Here is a 26203-nt window from a genome sequence, read left to right as displayed (position 1 = left end):
ATGGTTGTTTTTGACAGAATTATTATAACTCACATCATGCCGTCTAAAAAATAATCACGAAAGATCAACACGCCCTAAAATTTTAAATAAAAAAAAAACAAATTATTATCAAGTTACTCTAATGATAGTTTATTCAAACATATTGATTTATTGATTAATTACTGATTTACTGTTCATCAGCAAAATACTAACTTATTATTTTAATTAACTATAAAAACAAATAAGTAATCATGAAATAAAAAATATAAGGAAAAATTAGAATGGAATTTCTTTTTTATTTCTTCTTCTTCGCAGTAGTAATAATTATAGTGGCATTTATTAATCTTTTTAGTTTGAAAGATCAAATTGTCCGGTTAAGAATTCAGTTAACAGAGGTACAAGAGGTCCTTTTATCACTCAAAGAACAACTTTATCAACAAAATAGTTCGGCTGAGTTAGAAGAAAATTCAGATGAAAAAGAGGATATTGAGCACGATAATACTAATTCGCAATTTGAATATTCAAATAGCAATACTACTGAAGAAACAGCGGATATTGCTGTTCAAATAGAGCCTCCAACCGAAATTTCTTTACCTTGTGCAGCTAATAATAACCATTTAAACGATGGACTTTTGCAACTTAATGAGCAAAATGAACCCGCCCTGTTACAAGAAAATATGCAACTTGATTCAGTAACAGTAGAACAACCCGATTCTCAATATCAAGAATTCAGTCAGGAAGAAGAGTTACCAACATTAGCTAGCGAATCTCTGGCGATAGAAACTCCAGAACAAGAAAAAATCAATCTTGATGAAGCTGCATTACAAACAGCAGATCCATTTAACCCACAATACAGACCAGTTACAAATACTGGACCCAATCCGTTATTTATTTTTTTTAATTGGTTAATTAAAGGCAATGTAATTGCCAAAATTGCTATTGTGATCTTATTTTTAGGTCTAACCTATCTATTTAAATACAGTATTGAACATGATTATATTTCACCTGAGATCAGAATCTTAGGAACCTTAGTATTAGGTTTTGTTTTGTTAGGAATCGGTTGGAAATTAAGACATAAACGAGAAATCTACGCCTTAATATTACAAGGCGGTGCCTTTGCTATTTTATATCTGACCATATTTGCCGCCTATAGGTTATACGAACTTGTACCTATGTTAATTACGTTTGCTATTTTGTTAATTATTTGCTCAACAAGCATTTTATTTTCCATTTTGCAAAGAGCTATGAGTCTAGCAATTATAGCCTGTATCGGCGGTTATGTGACACCGATTTTACTATCCAATGGTTCAGGCAATCATATTGCTTTATTTAGTTATTATTTGATGATTTCCAGTGCTATTTTAGTTGTTAGCATCTGGCAGTCTTGGCGAATACTTAATTTATTAGGATTTTTATTCACCTTTGTAATATCTCTACTATGGGGAATGAGTAATTTCCGCCCTGAGTTTTACATTGAATGCCAAATATTTATCATCGCCAATATGTTAATTTATGGTATTTTAGCTGTTTTATTCTCGGTTCGAAGTTTTAATAAAGAACATAATCAAAATGCTATTGATTTAATTTTACTATTTGGCACACCGTTATCCGGTTTTGCATTACAATATTCTATTACCAATCAGTGGGAATTTGGACCTGCATTTTCATCATTGGCATTTGGTCTGTTTTATATTATTGGCTCTTATTTCATTCTGCGCTTGTTGAAATCTTCAGCAAAAAAAATCTCGCTTTATGGCTTGGCCATTGGTCTATCATTTAGTACGTTGGCTATTCCACTTGCCTTTAGTGCCAATTGGACTGCCACAATTTGGTTATTTGAAGGAACAGCATTAAGTTGGATTATGCTTTCGCAAAAACATTATCGTACTGCTTTATTAGGTGTCGCAATTACATTATTTGGTATTGTTTCAGCTTGTATATCTTTCGAATGTGAACAATTAAATCCGAGCTCACTTACACTACTACTTGGTATTATAAGTGCCATTTTGCTAGTGAATGCCTGTTTATGGCATTGCTATGGTCGTAGAATTAATACAAATAATTTACTTAAAACGATGTTTATCGCTGTTGCTGTTATATTTTGGGTAATATGGATTTTATCAAGTGTTCATTTACATATTGACAATACAACATCAAAAGTATTACCAATTTTATTATGCTTCACTTTTTCTTCATGGCTATGGTATATCGTTGGGAAAAAAATCAATTGGCATCAGCTTTGTTATTCTGGGTTAACCTTATGGCTAATGATATTACTAGCTTTATTTAAAAGTTATGCCGAATCCTACTATTTATTAAACTCTGGCATTTGGGGCGTGGTTTGGATCATAGCCTTTGTTAGTGCTTACTATTATTTACATATTGGAAAGGCACTTATCACAAACAGTATTGTAAATCGTAGTTTTAAAATAAATAAACAAAATACTTATCGTTTATTTGATATGTTACACATCAGTTTATTTTGGATGATTTTATACTGGATAACACGAGAATCTACTCATTTACTTAATCAATTACCATGGGGATACGAAGTAATAAAATGGAGTGTAACTGCAACTATTGCTAGCAGCATTATTCTACTATTTTATATACTGATTAAACGCCAAATTATGACCACAATATCATTAATTAAATCTTATTGGATGATAGGTTTATTACCTGTTGTTATCTATTTAGGATTTTATTTAATAGTTGGGCTTGGTATGAGTGGTCAAATCATTTATTGGAATTATGTTCCTATCATTAATCCACTTGAAGAAAGTGCAATCTTTGCTTTAATGATGTTTAGCGTTTGGTTAAAACTTGCAATAAACCATTTACAACTAAATAGCAGGATAATGAATCTTGCAAGCTTTAAAATACCATTACCTAATATGGTTCTAGTGCCTTTAATTGTTTTAACCTTTTTCTGGGGAAACAGTATCGTTTTACGCTGCTTAAGCCAAATGTTTGACATATCTTGGACAGCTAATTCTTTATGGCACAATAATATTGTCCAAATGACTGCATCATTACTTTGGATGTTAACTGCAGTAATATTGGTGACTATTGGACACCGTTATTCACTTCGGAAAATATGGTATAGCGGTGAATTTATTCAAGTGATCGTTATTATTAAATTAATATTTGTAGATATCCGTGAGCTTGATGGATTACTTCGTGCATTTGCCTTTATTGGTGTTGCGTTATTAATGCTGTTAATTGGGTATTTAGCACCATTACCGCCTAAGTTAAAAAATGGTGATACTGATGAATAAATACACTATAAAAAATAGGTTTAAGTTTAACAATGACGTTTTCAGAAATCATTCTGATAATATCATTCAGTTTAATATAACAATAAATAAAAATTCGCGAATGTCATTGATTATTATGGATAAAAAATTATGAAAAAATTTCTATTGAGTTCGTTGTTATTAATAAGTGGATTTAGCCAAGCGATAGACAAAACTAACCAGTATGCCTATGGTGCCATGATTGATATCTCCAACGATACTAGCATGTATAGCAGAATAGAACTGACTCATGATGTTTATACACAAACATTATCAAGTTCATTAGATGATATTCGCATTTTTAACCAAAAAGGTCAGCCTGTACCTTATGCATTAGTCAATGTTTATCAGCAAAGTGATAATAATCAAACTTTTCCAGTGGCTATTTACGCGTTAAATGAAAACAAAGATGAAGATCAAAGCAAAATGGCGATTGAACAGTATAATATCAATATCAACAATAAAGATGTTCAAATCTATCTCGATAAAGCAAATAGCCAAGGTGACTATACCGCAAGGTATTTATTGCAAATTCCCGAAAATGTTAAGTTAGAACAAGCCATAAGTCGTTTATCCATTGATTTTGATGTAGCTGAAAATCAAAATTGGCAAGCAATTGCTAAATTGCTTTATAGCCAAGATTTAAGTAATTGGCAAACTGCACTCAATAATGTTCCAATGATGTCTTTGACTGATAACAATAGTAATCAGTCACTTAGAGTAAATACAATTGATATACCAACAAACACTAATTACAAAGCACGCTATTGGATTTTATTATTAAAGTCAGATCAATCCACAGTTCCTAACGTCAAAAAAATTGAATTTACTTCAAGAAAAGAAACACCAAAATTAGCTCTTTTCCCAATTAACTTCGAACTAACATCATCAGATGGTCAAGAAGCAACTTATCAGTTACCATCACCTCAACCAGTTAGAGAGTTATCAATTAAGCTACAAAACCCACGTATGGTTTTACCTACTAGCATCTATTATAAAACCGATGACAAAGATAAAACATGGCATAAACTTGATGACTATATTATTCGAAACATAGATAGCAATGATCATAGCCAACATATCAGTGCTGGATTAATTATTAAACAATTAAAAATTAAAGCCATCAACGCAAGCTTTGATGAAGCACCACAACTAACAGCTTACCGCAATCGTATGAGTGTTGTTTTTAATAGCGCCAATAATGGTCCCTTCATTTTAGCTTGGGGATCAGCAAAAGCAACGTCTGCATCGTTAAGTGAAAAAGCATTACTTTCAGATTCAATATCTGTAGTTGATGTGCCACAAGCCTTTGTTGGTGAAAATATTAAACTAGCAGGTAAAAAAGTATTATCCCAAGCAAATAATGATCCGACAAGAGATTCAATTTTACCTAAATGGTTAATTTGGGTTAGCTTAGTTATTGGCGCTATCATATTAATTATTATTGCATTAAAATTACTTAACGAAGTTAAAAAGTCATAAAAATGACTAGAAATAAGCACTTAATAGAAATTTACTCTATTGAGTGCACCACACATCTAAATACTGATAATTTTTAATTAGGTAAGATGATAGAGACAATAAAAGGCTTTGATTTTGGCTTAAGTCATTGTGGTAACGAGCATTCGCCGACTTAAGCCGGCGAATTGTAGCATATTAAATTACGCTTCGTTCCAGCTATCTCTTAATCCTACAGTTCGGTTAAACACTAGCTTATCTTCAGTTGCAAACTTGCTATCTAAACAGAAATAACCTTCTCGTTCAAATTGATAAGCTTTCTCCGCCTGAGCTTTTTGTAAACTTGGTTCAACAAGACCTTGCTTAATCACTAACGAGGTAGGATTAATGGTTGATAAAAAGTCCTCTGCTGCACCTGGATTTGGCGTATTAAATAGACGATCATACAGGCGAATTTCGGCTGGTTTTGCAAATTTGGCTGAAACCCAATGAATTACACCTTTGACTTTACGGCCATCTTCAGGATTTTTATTTAAGGTTGCTGGATCATAACTACAATAAATCGTTTGAATATTACCTTCGGCATCTTTTTCTACTCGATCTGCTCGAATCACATAGGCATTACGCAATCGCACTTCTTTACCTAATACTAAACGTTTGTAATTTTTATTGGCTTCTTCTCGAAAATCCGCACGATCAATATAGATTTCACGAGTGAAAGTGACTTCTCTATGACCCAGTTCAGGACGATTTGGATGATTTGGCATATTAAGCACTTCATCAATAGTATCCGAGAAGTTTTCAATGACAACTTTAACCGGATCAAGCACCGCCATAGCACGAGGCGCATTTTCGTTAAGATCTTCGCGAATACAAAACTCAAGAGTACTCATTTCTACGGTATTTTCTTGTTTTGTCACACCAATTCGGCGACAAAATTCACGGATCGAAGCTGGTGTATAACCACGACGACGTAAGCCTGAAACAGTCGGCATACGCGGATCATCCCAACCATCAACAATCTTTTCTGACACAAGTAAATTTAATTTACGTTTTGAAGTAATCGCATATTCAAGATTTAATCTTGAAAATTCATACTGATGAGGCCGTGCCTCGATTGTAATATTATCTAATACCCAGTCGTATAAACGGCGATTGTCTTGGAATTCAAGTGTACAAAGCGAATGGGTAATATTTTCGATCGCATCAGAAATACAGTGGGTGAAATCGTACATTGGATAAATACACCATTTATTACCTGTTTGGTGATGTTCTGCAAATTTAATACGATATAATACTGGATCTCGCATCACAATAAATGGTGATGCCATGTCAATTTTAGCACGCAGACATGCTTTTCCTTCGGCAAATTTGCCCTCTTTCATTTGGGTAAAAAGCGCTAAATTTTCATCGATGCTACGATCACGATAAGGGCTATTTTTACCCGGTTGAGTAAGTGTTCCTCGATATTCACGGATTTCATCAGCTGAAAGCTCGTCAACATAAGCAAGTCCTTTATTGATTAGCTCAATAGCATATTCATATAATTGGTCGAAATAGTCAGATGAGTAACAAATTTCACCATCCCATTCAAACCCTAACCAACGGACATCTTCTTTAATCGAGTCAACATACTCTATATCTTCTTTAGCTGGATTAGTATCGTCAAAACGTAAATTACATTTACCTTTATAATCTTGCGCAATACCGAAATTTAAACATATTGATTTAGCATGACCAATATGTAAATAACCATTAGGCTCTGGAGGAAAACGTGTGTGCGTAGTTTTATACTTTCCTGCTGCTAAATCAGCATCAATAATTTGGCGAATAAAATTAGATGGACGATTATCTGTTTCGCTCGGTAATGAACCGCTCATAAAAAAACCTCTGGTGATATATTTATTAATAACAAATTGAGAATATTTGCTATATTATTGCTTATTATGTAACGAATATAACAAATTTTTCTTATTTCTGAAATGGAAAACAGACGATTCCCATCGACAAAATTAGTCTTTGATTAAACCCTGCTATTTTTAACAAAAAAACATATCTTTTTAGCAAAAACACAAAAATAAAAAATTAAATAAAATAAAAGCTCTACCTGACGGTTTTCGCTAAAAATACAACTAATTATTTTTATTCATCACCCGATTTCAATGAAACCACAAATCTTGCTCCACCTAGTGGGCTAGTGACAACAAAGGCTTTACCATTATGAAATTCTGCCATTAGTTTTACATAAGCTAAACCGAGTCCATAACCTCCAGTTGATCGAGTTCGGCTCGTATCAAGTCTTGCAAAAGGCATAAAAATCTTTTCACGTGCATCAAAGGGAATGCCCACACCATCATCATCGATTTCAAGAATGACTCGATTTTCTTGTTTTGTGATATTCAAAACTGCTTTATGTGCTGCATACTTAAAAGCATTTAGTAACAAATTTTTAACTATGGTTTCAACTAAATTAGTATCAATCATTGCATATGCATCTTGGCTATTACAAGTTAGTTCAAATCCTTTTGGTTTAAATAATGTTAAGGATTGGCAAACTTTTTCACTCCACTGTTTTAATGATACCCTCGTGAAGTTTAATTCAACATTGCTTTGCTGCATTTTAAAGTAATTTAAACTAGCATTGATTAATGTCTCAAGTTCATTAATATCATCACTCATGCCTTTTTGTAGCAAAAATCTCTCTTTTTCATCGGTAGACTCTTCAAGCATACTAAGTTCAAATCGCATACGGGCAAGAGGTGTACGTAATTCATGAGCCATCGCATGAGAGATTGTTTGATTGGTACCAACTAGATGTTCAATATGCGTTCCCATATTATTTAAAACATTTGCTAGCGGCTTAAATAACCAACCTTTAACATTTTCGGTTCGGGCTTTTAAATTACCTTGCCCTAACTGCTCGGCAGTTTGTCTGATATTAACTAGATCCTTCCATACGGCACTAAAAGCCATATAAATTAAAATAAAAAAAACAATAGCACTAAACAAAGCCCAAATAACAAGAAAGATGGTCAAGGACATGGTATTGGATGCCAAAATATCCCGCATTACAATCGGGCCTAATTGAAGCAAATTGCCATCTTTTAAATCTATATAAACAATCTCATTATCACCATCATAAGAAAAACCAAGTTTTTTTAACTCATTAAGCACAGTATCAGGTAACGGTGTGTTAATTGGTAACACTTCGATAGGGTAGCCAAAATAAGGTTGCAATTCATTAACCACTTCTTGAAGGGGTCGATCTTTATGTTCTTTAATTTGCATACGAATCAGATTCACTGTACCTCGTTGAGATTCACGAAATACAACATGATCATCTGGCATATCGGTTAATGATGAAGGTAATGAATCAAAAACCAATAAAGCCCCATAAGCAATAATACTTTGCAATAAAAGTAAAATAACTAGATAAAATACAATACGGCGATTAAAAAATAGCGGCTTGGCTAATAATTGACTCAATGATTTTCTCCTTCTCGCATAAATAAGTAGCCTTTTCCTCGCACTGTTTTTATGCGAGACGGATTATCTGGATCATCGAGTAATTTACGACGAAGTCTTGAAACACGAGCATCAATAGAACGATCGCTACCATCAAAATCGATCCCTCTTACTTGAGAAAAAATATCATCTCGAGAAAGAATAGTTCCCGCATTATAAGCAAGCAACCATAGCAGATCGAATTCGGCTGTGGTTAAATCAATTTCTTGCTCGTGCAAGAGTACTTTTCGGTTTTCACCGTCTATGACTAGATTATCAAATATTAAAGTTTTATTATTCTGTGGTAAAACAAACTCTTTCGTATTGTCTTTGTCGGTTTCTATCTGTTTCCGTCGTAATAAAGCTCGTATTCGCGCTAGTAATAATCTGGGTTCAACTGGTTTTGCTAAATAATCATCCGCTCCCAATTCAAGCCCAACAATTTCATCAATATTATCTTCACTTGCTGTCATGATCAGTATAAAATTACTAAACCATGTACGAATATCTCGACAAATATCAAAACCTGTTTTTACAGGTAACATTACATCTAAAATAACTAGATCGGGATTAAGTTGTTGAATCTTTTCTTCTGCCCCTTCTCCACTATTATGCCATTCAACAAGATATCCTTGCCGAATTAGATAAACTTGAATTAAATTAGCTAAGCGCTGATCATCTTCAATGATTAATATACGTTCACTCATTATCTGTTCTCGATTACTGTAGCTTGTACCTAGAGATACCTCATTATACAGATAATTTTTTTCCCGTTACAAAATATATACAAAGAGGCTACAAAGTTTATAGCAACTCTATGAGAGAATTTACGCCAATATCTATAAATAGACTATTTTTTATCAAAATGAATACTTTTTCATCAATAGCGAACCATCTTTTTCATCCATCTTATCCACAAAATCACACGCCAATTGTTTTGTGTGATTTTGATGGTACGATTAGTGTTAAAGATGTCACCGATACTTTACTAAGCCACTTTGGTCAAAATGGTTGTGATGAGCTTGAAGAATTGTGGGTTAACGGTAAAATTGGCTCTCAAGAATGTATGAGTAAACAAATTGCATTAATGGATGCAAGCTTAGATGAACTCAATCAAGTTTTATCACAAATTGAAATAGACATGGATTTTAAAGCTTTTATTCATTATACCGAACAGAACAATATTCCCGTTCATGTGGTCAGCGACGGTTTAGATTATGCCATTGAGTTTATTTTAAAACGTCATGGTATTGAACATTTACCAATTTTTGCTAATAAATTAATGCATAATAACGCACGCAGCTGGCGCCTTGAGTTTCCTTACGCAAACAAGGACTGTATTAAGCAAAGTGGCAATTGCAAATGTAATCATGTAAAAAAACAACAGCACTTTTCGCAAATATTATATGTTGGTGACGGTACATCAGACTATTGCGTATCACATAATGTTGATTTCGTTTTTGCCAAAGACAAGTTAGTTAATTATTGTGAAAAAAATAAAATTGAACATTGTAAGATTACTAGTTTCGCAGATGTAACCTCGGCATTAAAACGGGCACAACATGCCGTTATCCCTGTCATGATGGTAAAATAAAGGAATATTAATGAGTACAATTCAAAATTTATCTTACTTTCTACCAGGTAACAAAAATGGCGTACTTTTGATTCATGGTTTAACTGGTACCCCTAATGAAATGCGCATTTTAGCTAATGGATTAAATAAAGCTGGATTTACTGTTTATGCAATCCAATTAGCTGGGCATTGTGGTACTGAAGAAGATCTGTGTAAAACAACATGGCAAGATTGGTATAAAAGCGTACAAGATGGCGCAGATTATTTAGCACAGCATGTAGATAATGTTTTTGTTGCTGGATTATCAATGGGTGCGCTACTTGCACTAAAACTTGCTGCCGATAGACCTGAACAAATTAAAGGTGTTGGCGTTTTAGCCCCCACATTTTGTTATGATGGTTGGAGTATGCCATTTTGGGCAAAAAAACTTTTCTTCTTATTAGTCTATTTTAAAAAATTGGGTATTTTTCAAAAAAAGGTTTTCATTGAAAAACCACCTTATGGGCTTAAAGATGAACGCATTCGCGCAGTAGTGTCCGAAAGCATGTTAAGTGGCGATGCGGCATCAGCAGGGCTTGCTGGTAACCCGTTTCCTGCACTTGCCGAAATGCAGTTATTGGCAAAAGAGATGCGCAAACAATTACCTAAAGTAATTTCGCCTTGTTTAATTATGCATTCAGGCAATGATGATATCGCCAATATAGAAACTAATGCCAAATTAGTTGAAAAATCAGTATCAGGCTCAACAAAATTAGTGGTCTTAAATGATAGTTATCATTTAATTACTATTGACAGCCAACGCCGTGAAGTAATCAAAGAGTGTGCATCGTTCTTTGATAATATCGCAGAAGGAATAAAAGCATAATGTCACCATTAGTTATTATACTTTGGATTAGTAATATCTGTTTTGATACGCTAGGACAAGTCGCTTTTAAATTTGCAGCCATCGCGCCAAATAATCGCGATGGTTGGTACTACTGGCTAGATTTATCGAAAAATAAGTGGATTTGGGTTGGTGTTATATCTTATATTGCTGAATTTTTATTATGGTTAGCCTTTTTAACCTTAGTCCCTCTTTCTCAAGGCGTATTACTTGCTTCATTTAATATCATTACGATTATGTTAGTTGGTCGAATTATTTTTAAAGAATTACTAACTATTTATCGCTTAATTGGGATGCTATTAATTACAGCTGGTGTCATTTTTGTAGGAATGTCTTAATATGGCTAGATTTTATTTAATTGGATTTTCTGTATTGCTCTTTTTTGACACAATTGCGCAATGTAGTTTTAAATTAACGGCTATCGAAGCTCAACCATTAGAAATGAGTATTCAATGGTTAATCCGAGTATTTACCAATCCTTGGATTTATATTTCAATAGTAGGATATATTCTTACTTTCTTCACTTGGATGACATTATTAAAAAAAGCACCTGTAGGTCCTGCTTTTGCTGCATCACACTTTGAAATTGTGACAGTTATGATTGTTTCAATCTGGTTATTTCACGAACCTATTACATTATTCAAGTTAATAGGTGCAATATTAATTGTTTCAGGTATTCTCTTTTTAGCTTTAGCAGAAAGTAAATTATCTAAACAAAATTTACACAATCATCAACATTAAATTCTGATCACAATAATGGGAAGGTAGGTAAGGCTTTATACCTAAAATACCTGCTTTCCTAAAACTTTTTTGCCAGTTTATACTGCTAATGCCTTTAATAAGGTTAAATTAAGTTGATGTTGCTCTCGTTGCCAATTGATAAGCTTATCTGGCGATATGGTAGGTTGTTTATCGAGCGAACTGAGTAAACGTTTGAACCAATTTGATGGCTGCCATATAGATAGCTCTCCCGTAATATCACTACCAATAATTCTAGGTTTTATTGATGATATAGTATCAAGAATATGATATGTTTGTAGCTTACCTTGATCCCAATTGGTATGAATTACATCTTCGCTCAATGCATCTTTATCAATCGATAAGTAAACGGGTTGTGCACTGTGATACTGTTCTGATAAAAAGCTCGCAATAAGATCATCTGGTGTTGCAAAATGTCGAAAAGCGTGTCCTAAACCAATTTTTTTGGCCCATGCAACATTGACCTCCAAGCTCCAATAAGTCAACTTTTTATGAAAAAGCGCTGACCATCTATTTTCCCAAAAATGAGAAAGCCCAATATCATGAGACGTAATACCAAGTACATGTACATGACTAACAAAAGGCAAACTTGCCACATAACTAACCCATGAACCACAATGAATACCAAACAAATATCGCATATTGTCTGGATGATTATCAAAAATTACGACTTGAATTGGATTCTCGGCAGAGTATTGTTTAGCTAGATTTTCAATCAGTAATAATGAAATATGGTGATAATCACCACTACCCATTAATATCGTGCCATGGTTTTCAGGTAAAGATTGCTGTAACACATCATTAAATTGGTGAAATTTTTTCTTAGTACAACCAAAACGAATCGCATCTTGCCATTGGGTAAAATCAATCGTTTTAGCATGACAAATTTCACCAACACTTCTATCAAAATTGAGAATAATAGGACATGTCATGTTACTTTCTCCTTGTCACTTTCAAAATGACCAATGAATCTACGCAATACGGTTCTTAATAATGGGTTGCGAATATAGACAAGATGTTTAGTAAAGGTGAATTTTGCACCTAACGAAGCTTTTACTTCGGGATCAGTCCAACCTGCAATATAGTGACTAAGACCTTGCTGTAAAGCATATTCAAGATTAACAAACCAACTTACAAAATAGAGATTAAGTTCCCTTGCCTGTGGATAAACCATACCGATATATTTATCAACTAGCATATTATTAACAACAAAACAAATATTGAACCCCACTAACCTATCATTATAGTGATAAGTCACTATATGTGCATTTTGGGTTTTACATTGTAATAGTTGGGTGAAAAATGGTTTGGTCAATAAGTCAAAATGTATTTCACTTTGCTGATAAACATTAAGATACAATTGATAATACTCATCTAGAACAGTATCATTAAAAAAACAATCATCACCACTATGCAAAACATTAATATTTAATTTTTCACGTGATCTTAATTTTCTTCTAAAATTTTTACGTCGGCTATAAGAAAACCGTAAAAAAACCTCGTCCATATTTGCAAAGTCAATCGGAACCCAAGCTAATGCCTGCCCTTCAACTTCTATAAAACCATTTTCTTTTAATGACGAAATAAAATCCATTGAATAATGGTTGTCTTTTTCGTTTAGTAAAGGAGAAGCAACAGGAATATCTTTAACAATAAAAAAAGGATACTGCTTAGCATAAGCTGCTTTAAGGTGTTCAGCCAATTGATTCGCATCAACGTTATCAGTTAATAATGCATATTCCGTAACAGTAGCACCAACAAAACAAGTATGAGGTTGTAAATAACGCCGCCATTTATTATAAAAAGGAAGTTTCTGAACTTTATGCCTGAAATCATCATCTGCAGTAGTAAGAAGATCAAACTTAGCAGAAAAAATAGGCACACCATCTTCGCTCAGCCATGCTGAAAAATCTTGCGGAGGATGAGCTAAAAAATTGTCTATTAATTCATTAGGTTCTAACTGATTAAGGTATTTCATAAGGTAAATCTATGATTGGCTGTAACACATAATCCCGCCAATAGACATTGACGGGATTATGAAGATCAAACAATTAAAGTTCTTTTTTCGCTCGGGTAATTAACTGATCTAGAAGTTCAATACCTTGATCAATTTCCTGACGAGAAATGTGTAATGATGGTGCAAAAGTAATCACATTTTTATAGTAACCACCAATATCAAGCACTAATCCCATTTTGGTACCTTTCCAATCAAGATCACCTGACATACCAATATCAACCATTTTGTCAACTAAGGCTTTATTAGCTGTAAAGCCATCTTCTGTACAAATTTCTGCGCGAAGTGCCAAGCCTAAACCATCAACTTCACCAATTTCTTTATGTTTCTTCTCAAGTGTTTTTAAACCCTCAAGGAAATAAGCACCACTATCCATTACCATTTTTTCGTAATCTGTTTCAGAAGTCATTTTTAATACTTCAAGACCAACAGCTGTACCTAATGGATTTGATGCAAAAGTTGAGTGGGTTGAGCCAACAGGGAATACTTGAGGATTGATTAATTCTTCACGCGCCCATAAACCACCTAGTGGATTAAGACCATTAGTTAATGCTTTAGCAAAAACAACAACATCAGGTTTAACATCAAAGTGTTCAATTGACCAAAGTTTACCTGTACGATAAAAGCCCATTTGGATTTCATCAACCACCAATAAAATACCATACTGATCTAAAACTTTTTTAAGTCCTTTAAAGTAATTACGAGGAGGAACAATATAACCACCTGTTGCCTGTAAAGGTTCAGCATAGAACGCTGCATATTCAGCTTGCCCAACTTTTGGATCCCAAACACCGTGGTATTCAGTTTCAAATAAACGCGCAAATTCTGCGACTAAATGTTCACCATACTCTTCTGCTGTCATGCCTTTTGGACGACGGAAAGGATATGGGAATGGAACAAACATAGCACGATCACCAAAATGACCATAGCGACGACGATAACGATAACTTGATGTAATTGATGAAGCACCTAGAGTTCGGCCATGGTATCCACCTTGGAAAGCGAACATTAATGATTTACCACCAGTAGCATTACGAACAACTTTTAAAGAGTCTTCAATACACTGTGAACCACCTACATTGAAATGTACCCGCCCTTCATAACCAAATCGCTTTTCCATACCTTGAGCAATAGTTTTAGCTAATTCAATTTTAGTTGGGTGTAAATATTGGCTAGCACATTGTGGTAAGGTATCAATTTGCTTTTTAAGAACATTATTTAAACGCTCATTGGCATAACCGAAGTTACATGCAGAATACCACATTTGCAGATCAAGGAAAGCTTTGCCTTCTTTGTCATACATATAACTACCTTCACAACCATCAAAAATTTTTGGTGGTTCTACATAATGCACTGTATCACCGAAAGAACAATATTTTGCCTCATCTGCTAACAAAGTAGCATCATCAGGACGGCTATTAATCATTTCTAAAGTTGGTTTACTCATAAGTTGTCTCACTAATTTATATTCAAACATGATAAAATGTGGCATTATTATTCAGGAAATTTGTTTGTTACAATGTACAATTAATGTATAGATTGTGTGACGACAAAACTAACCATCAATAAGATATAAAATTAGTATAAATAACGACAGGTGATCACCTTTTATATATGGGTATGAAAAATGAAAAAAACATTTTGTACACTATCTATTTTATCAATAATAACTTTAGGAGTTACCCAAATTGCATTAGCTGATTCTACCTTTATCGGGGTTGGTGTGGGGTGGACTAATTCACCTTATAAAAGTTATAGTACTAATTATTACCCTATTCCTCATATTGATTATGATAATGGTCTGTTTTTTATCGATGACCTGTCGGCAGGTATTTATGCTTATAATCAAGACAATCAAAGCGTCTCTATTGGCGCACGTTATTTATCTAACGAATTTAAGCCACATGATTCAGATAACCACCAATTAAGGCTACTTGATAGTCGCCATTCAACATTACTTGCAGAAATCGAGTATTCTATTGATACCAATTGGGGAAGTTTTTCCAGTAGTGTAGGAACTGATGTATTAAATGAAAGTAATAGTATTTTAGTAAATGCTGATTATACTGTTCCTTATATGCAAGGCAATTTGATTGTTGCGCCCACCATCGGTATAAATTGGGCTAATAATAAGCACAATGATTATTATTATGGTGTTTCACATAAAGAAACCTCTCGTTCAGGATTACGATACTTTAATGCTGATGCGTCATTGACACCTTATGCTGAATTAGCTGCACAATATTCATTAACCCCAAATATTGCGACATTTGGTGGTGTTCATATTGACAAATTAACTGGTGATGCGGCAGATAGCCCAATGGTGGACAATAGCACTGTAACCTCGATTTATATGGGTGTTTCTTATAGCTTCTAATAAATATACATTTATACTCAATCACTAAATAATGACAGTTTATTATTCTCTATAAGCTGTTACTTATTTAAACAATAATAACCCTTTATCACAAAAATGCAGGAAATAGAAAAGTATGCTTTGGTTTAAAAATGCCATAATTTACCAACTTAATAGCGACACGTTACTTAATAAAGATGCAATAGAAAAAGCACTAAAATCTCACCCTTTTACTCCATGTGGTAATTTAGACACCACAAAAATGGGCTGGGTTTCGCCTTATCATGATAATAACCAAGATGATTTTATAGTTGATATGCAAGGGCATTTATTATTACGGATGAAAAAAGAAACAAAAATATTACCAGCACCCGTAATAAAACAAGCTTTATTAGAAAAAATCGATAAACAAGAACAAGCACTAAGCAGAAAACTAACTAAAAACGAAAAGGCGACTTTAAAAGATGAAGTTATGATTGATCTAATGCCAAGGGCTTTTAGTAAATATAATCATTATTGGTTATGGTTAGATACGCATAATAAACGCATTATTGTTGACTGTAGTAGCTTTAAACAATCAGAAGATATCTTAGCGATTTTACGTAAAGAGCTTGGCTCACTCGCTTTAACCCCTTTATCGATTGATAAACCACTTGAACAGGTTATGACCTCATGGGCTAAGGAAAACCTAAAATTCCCACCATTTTTATTAGGCGATCAAGCCGAACTAAAAGATCCTCTTGAAGGAAATGGAATTATTAGCTGTAGAAATCAAGAAATCACCAGTGATGAAATGCGTGTCCATTTCGATTCAGGGAAATGGATCACTAAAATTAAAATTATTGATGAAAGAGGCGTTAGCTTTATTGTTAATAGTGACTTAACATTTAAACGAATTAAGTTTGATTCTGCTATTTTGGATGAAAACGAAGATATCGGTTCAGATGAATTTAATAAGCGATTAGAAGCTGACTTTTTTATTATGGCTAATGCATTAGCAAATACTATTAATGACTTTTACATAACAATTAACAAAATTATTTGATAAAATTATCTAAATTTTTTTTATTGTAACTGCAATAACTATAGATTTGCCTATTATCTATGCTATACTTGACATCAGATTATGGGTAACATAATTATATAAAAATAAGTATTGTTCTTTTTACTTTAAATTAATTTTAAACAATAAAAGAAACTAAACATCGTCTATAACAACATATAAGTTGAGGCAATAAAATGAAAAAAACTACTCTAGCTCTAGCAATCGCAGTTGCAAGTTTAACAGCTACTGCAGCTAACGCAGCATACGATGACAACACTATTTATGCAGGTGCTAAATTAGGTTGGTCAGAACTTTATAGATTAGATGCAAATAAAGTTCGTGTATGGGATGACGTTGGCATTAGCACGTCAAACCGTAGCAACGTTGCTGGTGGGGCTTTCCTTGGTTTCCAAGCAAATCCTTACTTAGCTTTCGAATTAGGCTACGACTGGTTAGGATCTGCTAAATATAAAAGATCTTTCAGTTATGCAGGAAGAAGCTATGATGTAGGTCATAGTAAAGTTTCTGCACAAGGTGTTTCTTTAACTGGTAAATTAAGTTATCCTATCATTGACGGACTAGATATCTATGGTCGTGCAGGTGGTATGGTTACTATCGCTAAATGGAAAAATAGCGGCTTAGTTAAAAAATATGAAAAACTTGACAATGGTACAAAAACTGACCTGTCTCCAGTTTATGCATTAGGTCTTGACTATCGTTTCGACGAAGACTTCTCTACTCGTTTAGAATACCAATATGTTCAACATATTCATACTAAAACTGACGCATCTCCAGACGCAGGTACTGTAAGCTTGGGTATTACTTATCGTTTAGGTTCACCAGCTACTCCAGCACCAGTTGAATTAAAAACTGAAGTAAACCGCTATGTATTAAATGAAGATGTACTATTTGCTTATGCGAAAGCTGACTTAAAAGAAGAAGGTCGCCAAGCATTAGACAACTTACTAACAAATCTTGTTAAACTTAACCCAACTGAAAGCGCTATCGTAGTAATTGGTCATACTGACCGTATCGGTTCAGTTAGTTATAACCAAAAACTATCAGAACAACGTGCTAACTCAGTAATGAAATATTTAATTGCTAAAGGTGTTCCTTCTAACCTAATTAGTGCTCGTGGTGTGGGTAAATCTCAACCAGTTACTGGTACAAAATGTAATGCTCTTCGTGGTGCTAGCTTAAAAGTTTGTTTAGCTCCAGATCGTCGTGTTGAAATTGAAGTTAAAGCACTTAACGAGAAAGAAGTTCAAGTAACTAATGAAACAAATTAATTTTTTGTTATTTAGATACTTCATTAAGACCCGGTTATAAGCCGGGTTTTTCTTATTTTTATTGTTAACAACTAAATTAAATATTACCTTAGATCTACAAATTATCCACAAAAAAGATTATAATACTTCACGATATTGTTAGTAAGCAAAGTTAAAGGAGTTGCCGTGCCTACCGCTATTTGGCAAGATTGCCTTTCTCAATTACAAGAAGAAATCCCCACAACAGAATTCAACTTATGGATTCGCCCGTTGCAAGCGGAAATGGTTGATAATAAACTCTATATCTATGCGCCCAATAGATTTGTCCTAGATTGGGTAAGAAATAAATATTTAACTACTATTTCTCAACTATTAAATAAACTAATTAATGACGATTCTCTAAAATTATTTCTTGAGGTTGGTTCAACCGTATCCGCAGATAAAAAAGAACAAAATAACCAAAAGAAAGCAGAGGTTGTTCCTGCATGGAAAACAACAAAAGAAACCAATAATAATCATGTGTATCATTCAGGTATTAACCATAAGCACACTTTTAATAGTTTTGTTGAGGGTAAATCAAACCAACTTGCTGTTGCGGCTGCAAAACAAGTAGCTGAAAATCCAGGAAAAGCTTATAATCCACTATTCTTATATGGTTCCACCGGTTTAGGTAAAACGCATTTATTACATGCAGTTGGCAATCAAATAATGGCAAAAAAAGCCAACGCCAAAGTTGTTTACATGCATTCCGAGCGCTTTGTGCAAGACATGGTCAAAGCACTACAAAATAACGCTATCGAAGAATTTAAAAATTACTACCGTTCTGTTGATGCTTTACTTATCGATGACATTCAGTTTTTTGCAAATAAAGAGCGATCTCAAGAAGAATTTTTCCACACCTTTAACTCTTTATTAGAGGGTAATCAGCAAATTATTTTAACGTCAGATCGCTATCCTAAAGAAATTAATGGCGTTGAAGATCGACTAAAATCACGTTTTGGTTGGGGACTAACCATTGCAATTGAGCCACCTGAACTAGAAACACGGGTTGCAATTTTAATGAAAAAAGCCGAGGAAAATCATATTAAATTACCTGAAGAAGTCGCTTTTTTTATTGCTAAACGATTACGCTCTAATGTTCGTGAATTAGAAGGTGCTCTTAATCGGGTTATCGCTAATGCTAATTTTACTGGTAAGGCCATTACCATTGATTTTGTTAAAGATGCCTTAAAAGATTTACTCGCTTTACAAGAAAAACTTGTCACCATTGAAAATATACAAAAGACAGTTGCCGAATATTATAAAATTAAAGTATCAGATTTACTTTCTAAACGTCGTTCTCGTTCTGTGGCAAGACCACGGCAAGTAGCAATGGCGCTTGCCAAAGAGCTCACAAATAAAAGCCTACCTGAAATCGGTGACGGCTTTGGTGGAAGAGATCACACGACTGTATTACATGCATGTAGAAAGATCGCAGAGTTAAAAGAAGAAAGTAATAACATTAAAGAAGATTACTCCAATTTAATTCGAACATTATCAACTTAAAAAGAATCAATACTATGAAATTTATTATAGATCGTGAAAAACTAATAAAGCCATTACAACTTGTAAGTGCACCATTAAGTAGTCGCCCTACACTACCAATTTTGGGGAATTTATTATTACAAGTGAGTGATAACACGCTATCGATGACAGGAACTGATCTTGAAATAGAGATGATATCTCATCTACCATTAATTGAACCAAGTGAACCTGGCGCAACAACCGTGCCAGCAAGAAAGTTTCTTGATATCTGTCGAAACTTACCTAATGACGCCAAAATTTCGATAAGCGTTGACGATAACCGATTGATGATTCAATCAGGACGTAGTAAATTTTCATTATCAACACTACCAGCTACCGATTTTCCAAATTTAGAAAATTGGCAAAGTGATGTTGAACTTTCAGTTCCACAAAAAACGATTAAACGCCTTATTGATGCAGTACAATTTTCAATGGCGAATCAAGACGTAAGATATTACCTAAATGGCATGTTATTTGAAATTGAAGATGGTTTACTAAAATCAGTTGCAACAGATGGACATCGATTAGCTTTATGCTCACAACCTATTGAACAAGATACTAAAACTAATCATTCTGTCATTTTACCAAGAAAAGGGGTACTAGAGCTTGCAAAACTGGTTAGTGATAACGAAGAATTAATCAATATGCAAATTGGTAATAATAACTTACGGGTTAATCTTGGTGATTTCACTTTCACATCAAAACTCATTGATGGAAGATTCCCTGACTACAAACGAGTATTGCCACGCAACCCAGATAAACCACTTGAAGTATCTTGCGAAGAACTCAGAAACGCCCTATCAAGAGTTGCGATCTTATCTAATGAAAAATTCCGTGGTATTCGACTTTATGTCCATAACAATCAAATAAAGATTACAGCAAACAACCCAGAACAAGAAGAAGCAGAAGAAGTTATTGACGTAAAATATGAATCCGCAGAGCTTGAAATTGGCTTCAATGTAACCTATCTACTTGATATATTAAATACATTGAAATGTGATAGCGTACAGCTATTATTAACCGATGCAACATCAAGTGTACAAATAGAAGATATCAATAATCAGACAGCAACTTATGTTGTTATGCCAATGCGCTTATAATCCAATCTTACTTAATATTCCGGCTTCGTCCGGAATAATTTAAAGCATATGACTCTTTCAAAAATTAAAGTTCATCATTTTCGTAATATTAGTTATGCACAATTATCTTTATCGCCACATTTCAACTTCATTGTTGGCGATAACGGGAGTGGAAAAACGAGCTTACTTGAAGCTATTTATATGCTTGGTCATGGTCGTGCATTTAGACACACTCAATCTAATCGAATTATTCAACACGAACAGCCAGAACTAATATTATTCAGCGAACTAAACACAGCCAATCAACAAAATCACTCAATTGGGCTTGCTAAATCGCGTAATAATGATAATAAAATCAGAATAGATGGAGATGAAGGTTATCGATTAACCGATTTAGCCAAATTATTACCCATTCAACTAATCACACCTGAAGGATTTGATTTATTGACTGGAGGACCTAAATATCGCCGAGCATTTATTGATTGGGGATGTTTTCATCACCACCCTGAATTTGTTCATTTATGGAATAATTTAAAGCGTTTATTTAAACAACGCAATGCATTATTAAAGCAATCCCATAGTTATAATCAATTATTACCTTGGGACAAAGAACTTGCGCCCATCGCTGAAAAAATTAGCCACATTAGAGAAAACTACTCACAACATATTTTTCCTGAAATTATACAAACTTGCCATGATTTCTTACCCGAATACCAACTTAATTGCCAATATTACCAAGGTTGGGAGCATGGTACTGATTATGCTGAAATATTACGCAAACAATATGAACGAGACAAACTCCTTAACTACACATCAGCCGGACCACATAAAGCAGATATTCGATTACGTGTTGATAACATTCCAGTTGAAGATCTGTTATCACGTGGTCAATTAAAATTATTAATGTGCGCATTACGTTTATCTCAAGGTGAATATTACTCTAAGCAAAATACCCAAGCTTGTATCTACCTACTTGATGATTTTGCATCTGAATTAGATAACAATAAACGCGAATTGTTAGCCAAACGTTTAAAACAAGCTAATTCACAAGTATTTATTACTGCAGTTAACCAATCGCAAATTACCCATATGATCGATGAAAATGATAAGATTTTTCACATAAAATCTGGTATAATTTCGTAAATATACAGAACGATATAAACAATCAAAAAAGTCGAGAAATCCATGTCCAATTCTTATGATTCTTCTAGCATTAAAGTACTCAAAGGGCTTGATGCTGTCCGTAAACGTCCAGGTATGTATATTGGTGATACTGATGATGGTACAGGACTTCACCATATGGTTTTTGAAGTTGTTGATAATGCCATAGATGAAGCATTAGCTGGATATTGTCACCATATTGAAGTAACAATCCACCCTGATAATTCTGTTTCTGTACGTGACGATGGTCGCGGTATTCCAACAGGTATTCATGAAGAAGAAGGTATTTCAGCAGCAGAAGTTATCATGACCGTATTGCATGCTGGCGGTAAATTTGATGATAATTCTTACAAAGTATCTGGAGGTTTGCATGGTGTAGGTGTTTCAGTTGTTAACGCCTTATCAGATAAATTAGAATTAGTTATTTATCGTGATGGAAAAATCCACCAACAAGTTTATAACTTAGGTGTCCCGCAAGCTCCCCTAAAAGTAATTGGCGAAACATCTGAATCTGGCACCTATGTACGCTTCTGGCCAAGCCCAGAAACATTTACCAATATTGAGTTTGTCTACGAAATATTAGCAAAACGACTACGAGAATTATCATTCTTAAACTCAGGCGTATCAATAAGATTACTTGATGAGCGCACAGGCAAAAATGAACATTACCACTACGAAGGTGGCATTCAAGCGTTTGTTGAATACTTAAACAAAAATAAAAATCCTATTCATCCTAAAATATTTTACTTCAGCACAGAAAAAGACGGTATTGGTGTTGAAGTAGCACTACAATGGAACGATGGTTACCAAGAAAACATCTATTGCTTTACTAACAACATTCCACAACGAGATGGCGGTACTCACTTGGCGGGTTTCCGTGGAGCAATGACGCGCACATTAAACAACTATATGGAAGCTGAAGGATACAGCAAAAAAGCCAAAATCAGCGCCACGGGTGATGATGCTCGTGAGGGTTTAATTGCGGTAGTATCAGTTAAAGTACCTGACCCAAAATTCTCATCACAAACCAAAGACAAATTGGTATCATCAGAAGTAAAATCCGCCGTTGAATCCGTAATGGGCGAAAAGTTAACAGAATATCTACTTGAAAACCCAAGTGATGCCAAAATTGTTGTCGGAAAAATCATCGATGCTGCAAGAGCACGAGAAGCCGCCCGTAAAGCGCGCGAAATGACACGTCGAAAAGGCGCCTTAGACTTAGGCGGATTACCAGGTAAACTTGCTGATTGCCAAGAAAAAGACCCAGCTTTATCTGAATTATACTTAGTGGAAGGGGACTCTGCGGGGGGGTCAGCAAAACAGGGACGCAACCGCAAAAATCAAGCAATCTTACCGCTTAAAGGTAAAATTTTAAATGTTGAAAAAGCCCGTTTTGACAAAATGCTCTCATCTCAAGAAGTCGGAACACTAATTACCGCATTAGGTTGTGGAATTGGCCGTGATGAATATAACCCAGACAAAATGCGTTACCACAGTATTATTATCATGACCGATGCCGACGTTGATGGCTCGCATATTCGAACATTATTATTAACATTCTTCTACCGACAAATGCCAGAAATCATTGAGCGAGGTTATGTTTATATTGCACAGCCACCTTTATACAAAGTCAAAAAAGGCAAACAAGAACAATATATCAAAGATGATGAGGCAATGACGCAATTTCAAATTGCCTTAGCGCTTGAAGATGCATCGTTACATGTCAATGACCATGCACCTGCACTTGCAGGCGAAGCATTAGAAAAACTAATTGCTGAATATCAAAAAGTCGAAAAACTTATTACAAAAATGGAACGTCGCTATCCAAAAGCGTTGTTATCGGAATTGGTTTATCATGATGTATTAAACGAAAGTATTTTACAAAACCAACAACAAGCCGAAAATTGGGCAAAAACCCTTGTTGAAAAACTATCAAATAAAGAACAACATGGTAGCAGCTACCTTTATTCAGCTGAATATAATGAAAAAGCACAACTATATGTGCCAATCATTAAAGTAAAAACTCATGGTGTAGATACTAATTATCCATTAGATCAAGTATTCATCCATAGTAATGAATACCGTAATATCTGCCACCTTGGTGCACAATTAAAAGATCTACTTGAAGACAGCGCCTTTATTCAACGTGGAGAACGCAAACAACCCGTAGAATCTTTTGATGAAGCTGTTGATTGGTTAATTAAAGAATCACGTCGTGGATTAACTATTCAGCGTTATAAAGGACTAGGTGAAATGAACCCAGAACAGTTATGGGAAACCACAATGGATCCAACTAGCCGCCGCATGTTGCAAGTCACCATAAAAGATGCAATTGAAGCGGATCAATTATTTACCACATTAATGGGTGATGAAGTTGAGCCACGCCGACTATTTATTGAAGAAAATGCCCTTAAAGCGGCGAATTTAGATTTTTAAATATTGTCGTGATAAAAAGTAAAAAAATCAGACATAATGTCTGGTTTCAGATTGATGACAATGAACTCGCTTTTTGGCGAGCTCTTTGATCTAATAGAGAGGAGTCCATTATAGGAGGAATTCTTCTATGCTAAAAAAAACAACTCCAGCGACTCTGTGATTGCGGTTATTTTTAAATGCTTGCTTGATACGTTAAATAGAGAATGGGTATATTCTCTTTTATTGTTGGAATAAAACTAATTAGCTGTGTCAGAAAACTTAACTACTACATTAGGGAGGGACAAATTCCCCCAAAATCATACTGTTATTTATTTCATCAAATGGCTAAAAAGTTTGCTAACTTCTTCGTAATCATCTTATTTCACAAATTAAAGCGCCCCAACAATACGATGCGGTATATACGGCTCTTCTAAATAAGCAATATCATCTTCCGATAACGAAACCTTAATAGCTCCAACTGCATCATCAAGATATTTAGTTTTAGTCGCTCCAATAATTGGTGCTGTCACTCCTTTAGCAAATTGCCACGCTAGTGCTATTTGTGTCATGGTTACCCCATATTTTTCGGCAAGTTCATTAACCTTTTGTACAATGCTGGTATCGGCTTTTTGCGTGCTGTCATATTTAGACTTGGCGACTTGGTCGGCTTGGCTGCGTAAGGTGTCGGCTTGCCACTCTAAACGAGCAAGTCTGCCTGCGGCTAAAGGGCTATAGGGTGTTAAAGAGACATTAAATTGTTGGCAGATAGGAATAAGCTCACGTTCGTCTTCACGATATAGTAAATTGTAGTGATTTTGCATAGAAATAAAAGGCGTCCAACCGTTTTGCTTTGCCACAAGTTGCATGTTATAAAATTGGTATCAATACATAGCAGAAGCTCCTAAAGCTCTGACTTTTCCTGCCTTGACAAGATTGTGTAAAGCTTGCATTGTTTCTTCCATTGGTGTTGTATCGTCAAAGCGATGAATGATGTATAAATCAACATAGTCAGTGCCAAGTCGTTTAAGCGATCCGTCTATTTCCCTTTCAATGGCGGCTTTTGATAGGTGTCCTTCGTTAAAATAGACTTTTGTTGCCAATATGACTTTGTCGCGAGCGATATTTTTTTTGATTGCCCGTCCTAAATATTCTTCGCTTGTACCGGCAGAATAAGTGTTGGCAGTGTCAATAAAATTAATTCCTAAATCTAGTGCATGTTTAATAATTGTTTCGCTTTGATCGGGATTAAGTGTCCATGCATGCATTTTACTGGCAGGATCACCAAAACTCATACATCCTAAACAAAGACGAGACACTTTAATCTCAGAGTTGCCAAGTTGTAAATATTCCATAAAATCCTCCCTTGTAAAAATTAATTTGAATAAACTTTATCCTTCTAACAATAAGCGAATAATATATTTTCGATAAATTATTCTAACCCTTATATTTATTGAAATAAATAAGTTTCTAATTGATAGTATCATGAATTAAATTCACTAATAACAACCTTATGTATAACTGTTAATAGTAAAAGTATTAATAGACATTTAGAATAATTGGCTAAAGGCTTTCTTTTAACGGAAATATGTTCGAGGCTTGACGTTTTATAATGCTGTAGAAAATATAAGGTTACTACGGTTAATTAACTTTAAGTATATATGTAATTTTGGATTAAAAAATAAAAAAGGCACACCTAAATGCACCTTTTTTACTGATTATAAAGAGCATCAATAGTTGCTCTTTATTACGGTAAGTTTGATTACTTAATAACTTTAGCAACAACACCCGCACCAACAGTACGACCACCTTCACGAATCGCAAAACGTAAGCCGTCTGCCATTGCGATTGGG

19 protein-coding genes and 2 pseudogenes are annotated in these 26203 nt (G+C 34.4%); 13 read left to right on the top strand and 8 right to left on the bottom strand.

Annotated features, from left to right (window positions below; genetic code table 11):
• Positions 1 to 260 precede the first annotated feature (260 nt).
• Together ACGH6Q_RS10265 and ACGH6Q_RS10260 are read left to right on the top strand one after the other, a co-directional pair.
• A complete protein-coding gene (locus ACGH6Q_RS10265) occupies positions 261 to 3257 on the top strand; it encodes a DUF2339 domain-containing protein (RefSeq protein ID WP_411592748.1) in 2997 nt (998 codons plus the stop codon).
• Positions 3258 to 3386: 129 nt separating this feature from the next.
• Positions 3387 to 4757, top strand: a complete 1371-nt coding sequence (locus tag ACGH6Q_RS10260) for a DUF3999 family protein (RefSeq protein ID WP_297224016.1) — start codon at positions 3387 to 3389, stop codon at positions 4755 to 4757.
• Between the two features lie 179 nt (positions 4758 to 4936).
• Here ACGH6Q_RS10260 and glnS read toward each other — a convergent pair whose 3' ends face one another.
• The 3 genes from glnS to ACGH6Q_RS10245 all read right to left on the bottom strand — a co-directional run bounded on the left by glnS (position 4937) and on the right by ACGH6Q_RS10245 (position 8944).
• Entirely contained in the window at positions 4937 to 6613 is a 1677-nt protein-coding gene (gene glnS / locus ACGH6Q_RS10255) for a glutamine--tRNA ligase (protein ID WP_411592747.1), read from the bottom strand.
• A gap of 262 nt (positions 6614 to 6875) precedes the next feature.
• Complete coding sequence (locus tag ACGH6Q_RS10250; RefSeq protein ID WP_174799347.1) at positions 6876 to 8219, bottom strand: ATP-binding protein; 1344 nt, start codon at positions 8217 to 8219, stop codon at positions 6876 to 6878.
• Positions 8216 to 8944: a winged helix-turn-helix domain-containing protein gene (locus ACGH6Q_RS10245; RefSeq protein ID WP_034914270.1), complete on the bottom strand. Its 729-nt coding sequence runs from the start codon at positions 8942 to 8944 to the stop codon at positions 8216 to 8218. Before ACGH6Q_RS10245 ends, ACGH6Q_RS10250 begins: the two co-directional genes overlap by 4 nt.
• Positions 8945 to 9054: 110 nt before the next feature.
• Between ACGH6Q_RS10245 and ACGH6Q_RS10240 the strand changes: the two genes are divergently transcribed.
• The 4 genes from ACGH6Q_RS10240 to ACGH6Q_RS10225 are packed head-to-tail and all read left to right on the top strand — an operon-like array spanning position 9055 to position 11434.
• Positions 9055 to 9831, top strand: coding sequence for an MtnX-like HAD-IB family phosphatase (locus ACGH6Q_RS10240; protein ID WP_202983973.1), 777 nt, complete (start codon positions 9055 to 9057; stop codon positions 9829 to 9831).
• Positions 9832 to 9841: 10 nt separating this feature from the next.
• Positions 9842 to 10675 (top strand): alpha/beta hydrolase, encoded by an 834-nt coding sequence (locus ACGH6Q_RS10235; RefSeq protein WP_034914274.1) that lies wholly within the window; start codon positions 9842 to 9844, stop codon positions 10673 to 10675.
• The gene (locus ACGH6Q_RS10230; protein ID WP_034914277.1) at positions 10675 to 11031 is read left to right on the top strand and encodes an EamA family transporter; all 357 of its coding nucleotides are present in this window, start codon (positions 10675 to 10677) and stop codon (positions 11029 to 11031) included. The genes ACGH6Q_RS10235 and ACGH6Q_RS10230 overlap by 1 nt, the downstream gene beginning before the upstream one ends.
• Before the next feature lies 1 nt (position 11032).
• Positions 11033 to 11434 (top strand): DMT family transporter, encoded by a 402-nt coding sequence (locus tag ACGH6Q_RS10225; protein WP_411592746.1) that lies wholly within the window; start codon positions 11033 to 11035, stop codon positions 11432 to 11434.
• Between the two features lie 77 nt (positions 11435 to 11511).
• Here the strand turns inward: ACGH6Q_RS10225 and ACGH6Q_RS10220 are convergent, their stop codons facing one another.
• The 3 genes from ACGH6Q_RS10220 to ACGH6Q_RS10210 form a co-directional block, all read right to left on the bottom strand.
• Complete coding sequence (locus tag ACGH6Q_RS10220; protein ID WP_296300527.1) at positions 11512 to 12384, bottom strand: arginase family protein; 873 nt, start codon at positions 12382 to 12384, stop codon at positions 11512 to 11514.
• Complete coding sequence (locus tag ACGH6Q_RS10215; protein WP_411592745.1) at positions 12381 to 13430, bottom strand: GNAT family N-acetyltransferase; 1050 nt, start codon at positions 13428 to 13430, stop codon at positions 12381 to 12383. Before ACGH6Q_RS10215 ends, ACGH6Q_RS10220 begins: the two co-directional genes overlap by 4 nt.
• Positions 13431 to 13503: 73 nt before the next feature.
• On the bottom strand, positions 13504 to 14913 hold the full coding sequence (locus ACGH6Q_RS10210; RefSeq protein WP_141671132.1) for an aspartate aminotransferase family protein: 1410 nt from the start codon (positions 14911 to 14913) through the stop codon (positions 13504 to 13506).
• Between the two features lie 180 nt (positions 14914 to 15093).
• Between ACGH6Q_RS10210 and ACGH6Q_RS10205 the strand changes: the two genes are divergently transcribed.
• From ACGH6Q_RS10205 to gyrB, 7 genes are all read left to right on the top strand, one after another.
• On the top strand, positions 15094 to 15843 hold the full coding sequence (locus ACGH6Q_RS10205) for a MipA/OmpV family protein (RefSeq protein WP_411592744.1): 750 nt from the start codon (positions 15094 to 15096) through the stop codon (positions 15841 to 15843).
• 115 nt (positions 15844 to 15958) lie between these two features.
• The gene (locus tag ACGH6Q_RS10200; protein WP_411592743.1) at positions 15959 to 16867 is read left to right on the top strand and encodes a recombination-associated protein RdgC; all 909 of its coding nucleotides are present in this window, start codon (positions 15959 to 15961) and stop codon (positions 16865 to 16867) included.
• A gap of 194 nt (positions 16868 to 17061) precedes the next feature.
• The gene (ompA, locus tag ACGH6Q_RS10195; RefSeq protein ID WP_411592742.1) at positions 17062 to 18156 is read left to right on the top strand and encodes a porin OmpA; all 1095 of its coding nucleotides are present in this window, start codon (positions 17062 to 17064) and stop codon (positions 18154 to 18156) included.
• Between the two features lie 165 nt (positions 18157 to 18321).
• A complete protein-coding gene (gene dnaA, locus ACGH6Q_RS10190; protein ID WP_034914300.1) occupies positions 18322 to 19680 on the top strand; it encodes a chromosomal replication initiator protein DnaA in 1359 nt (452 codons plus the stop codon).
• Positions 19681 to 19694: 14 nt separating this feature from the next.
• On the top strand, positions 19695 to 20798 hold the full coding sequence (gene dnaN / locus ACGH6Q_RS10185) for a DNA polymerase III subunit beta (RefSeq protein ID WP_065589226.1): 1104 nt from the start codon (positions 19695 to 19697) through the stop codon (positions 20796 to 20798).
• A gap of 48 nt (positions 20799 to 20846) precedes the next feature.
• The gene (gene recF / locus ACGH6Q_RS10180) at positions 20847 to 21920 is read left to right on the top strand and encodes a DNA replication/repair protein RecF (protein WP_296300522.1); all 1074 of its coding nucleotides are present in this window, start codon (positions 20847 to 20849) and stop codon (positions 21918 to 21920) included.
• A gap of 42 nt (positions 21921 to 21962) precedes the next feature.
• Complete coding sequence (gene gyrB, locus ACGH6Q_RS10175) at positions 21963 to 24374, top strand: DNA topoisomerase (ATP-hydrolyzing) subunit B (RefSeq protein ID WP_411592741.1); 2412 nt, start codon at positions 21963 to 21965, stop codon at positions 24372 to 24374.
• Positions 24375 to 24742: 368 nt separating this feature from the next.
• On the opposite strand, the pseudogene ACGH6Q_RS10170 reads toward gyrB, so the two are convergent.
• Together ACGH6Q_RS10170 and ACGH6Q_RS10165 are read right to left on the bottom strand one after the other, a co-directional pair.
• Positions 24743 to 25705, bottom strand: a pseudogene (locus ACGH6Q_RS10170) (aldo/keto reductase).
• A 407-nt stretch (positions 25706 to 26112) separates the two neighbouring features.
• Positions 26113 to 26203, bottom strand: a pseudogene (locus ACGH6Q_RS10165) (elongation factor Tu); the annotation flags it as partial.

This window comes from Gilliamella sp. BG2, from assembly GCF_046635645.1.
In the GTDB taxonomy this organism is placed as follows: domain Bacteria; phylum Pseudomonadota; class Gammaproteobacteria; order Enterobacterales; family Orbaceae; genus Gilliamella; species Gilliamella bombi.
Note: the sequence above shows the minus strand (reverse complement) of the source record. Positions and strands in the feature narration are given on the sequence as shown.

Excerpts from the sequence above, each read along its gene's own strand:
- ompA (WP_411592742.1), top strand. The coding sequence starts at position 17,062 with ATGAAAAAAACTACTCTAGCTCTAGCAATCGCAGTTGCAAGTTTAACA.
- ACGH6Q_RS10265 (WP_411592748.1), top strand. The coding sequence starts at position 261 with ATGGAATTTCTTTTTTATTTCTTCTTCTTCGCAGTAGTAATAATTATA.
- recF (WP_296300522.1), top strand. The coding sequence starts at position 20,847 with ATGACTCTTTCAAAAATTAAAGTTCATCATTTTCGTAATATTAGTTAT.
- ACGH6Q_RS10220 (WP_296300527.1), bottom strand. The coding sequence starts at position 12,384 with ATGACATGTCCTATTATTCTCAATTTTGATAGAAGTGTTGGTGAAATT.
- ACGH6Q_RS10200 (WP_411592743.1), top strand. The coding sequence starts at position 15,959 with ATGCTTTGGTTTAAAAATGCCATAATTTACCAACTTAATAGCGACACG.
- ACGH6Q_RS10210 (WP_141671132.1), bottom strand. The coding sequence starts at position 14,913 with ATGAGTAAACCAACTTTAGAAATGATTAATAGCCGTCCTGATGATGCT.
- ACGH6Q_RS10245 (WP_034914270.1), bottom strand. The coding sequence starts at position 8,944 with ATGAGTGAACGTATATTAATCATTGAAGATGATCAGCGCTTAGCTAAT.
- ACGH6Q_RS10215 (WP_411592745.1), bottom strand. The coding sequence starts at position 13,430 with ATGAAATACCTTAATCAGTTAGAACCTAATGAATTAATAGACAATTTT.
- ACGH6Q_RS10225 (WP_411592746.1), top strand. The coding sequence starts at position 11,033 with ATGGCTAGATTTTATTTAATTGGATTTTCTGTATTGCTCTTTTTTGAC.
- ACGH6Q_RS10205 (WP_411592744.1), top strand. The coding sequence starts at position 15,094 with ATGAAAAAAACATTTTGTACACTATCTATTTTATCAATAATAACTTTA.
- gyrB (WP_411592741.1), top strand. The coding sequence starts at position 21,963 with ATGTCCAATTCTTATGATTCTTCTAGCATTAAAGTACTCAAAGGGCTT.
- ACGH6Q_RS10230 (WP_034914277.1), top strand. The coding sequence starts at position 10,675 with ATGTCACCATTAGTTATTATACTTTGGATTAGTAATATCTGTTTTGAT.
- ACGH6Q_RS10240 (WP_202983973.1), top strand. The coding sequence starts at position 9,055 with ATGAGAGAATTTACGCCAATATCTATAAATAGACTATTTTTTATCAAA.
- ACGH6Q_RS10235 (WP_034914274.1), top strand. The coding sequence starts at position 9,842 with ATGAGTACAATTCAAAATTTATCTTACTTTCTACCAGGTAACAAAAAT.
- glnS (WP_411592747.1), bottom strand. The coding sequence starts at position 6,613 with ATGAGCGGTTCATTACCGAGCGAAACAGATAATCGTCCATCTAATTTT.
- ACGH6Q_RS10260 (WP_297224016.1), top strand. The coding sequence starts at position 3,387 with ATGAAAAAATTTCTATTGAGTTCGTTGTTATTAATAAGTGGATTTAGC.
- dnaN (WP_065589226.1), top strand. The coding sequence starts at position 19,695 with ATGAAATTTATTATAGATCGTGAAAAACTAATAAAGCCATTACAACTT.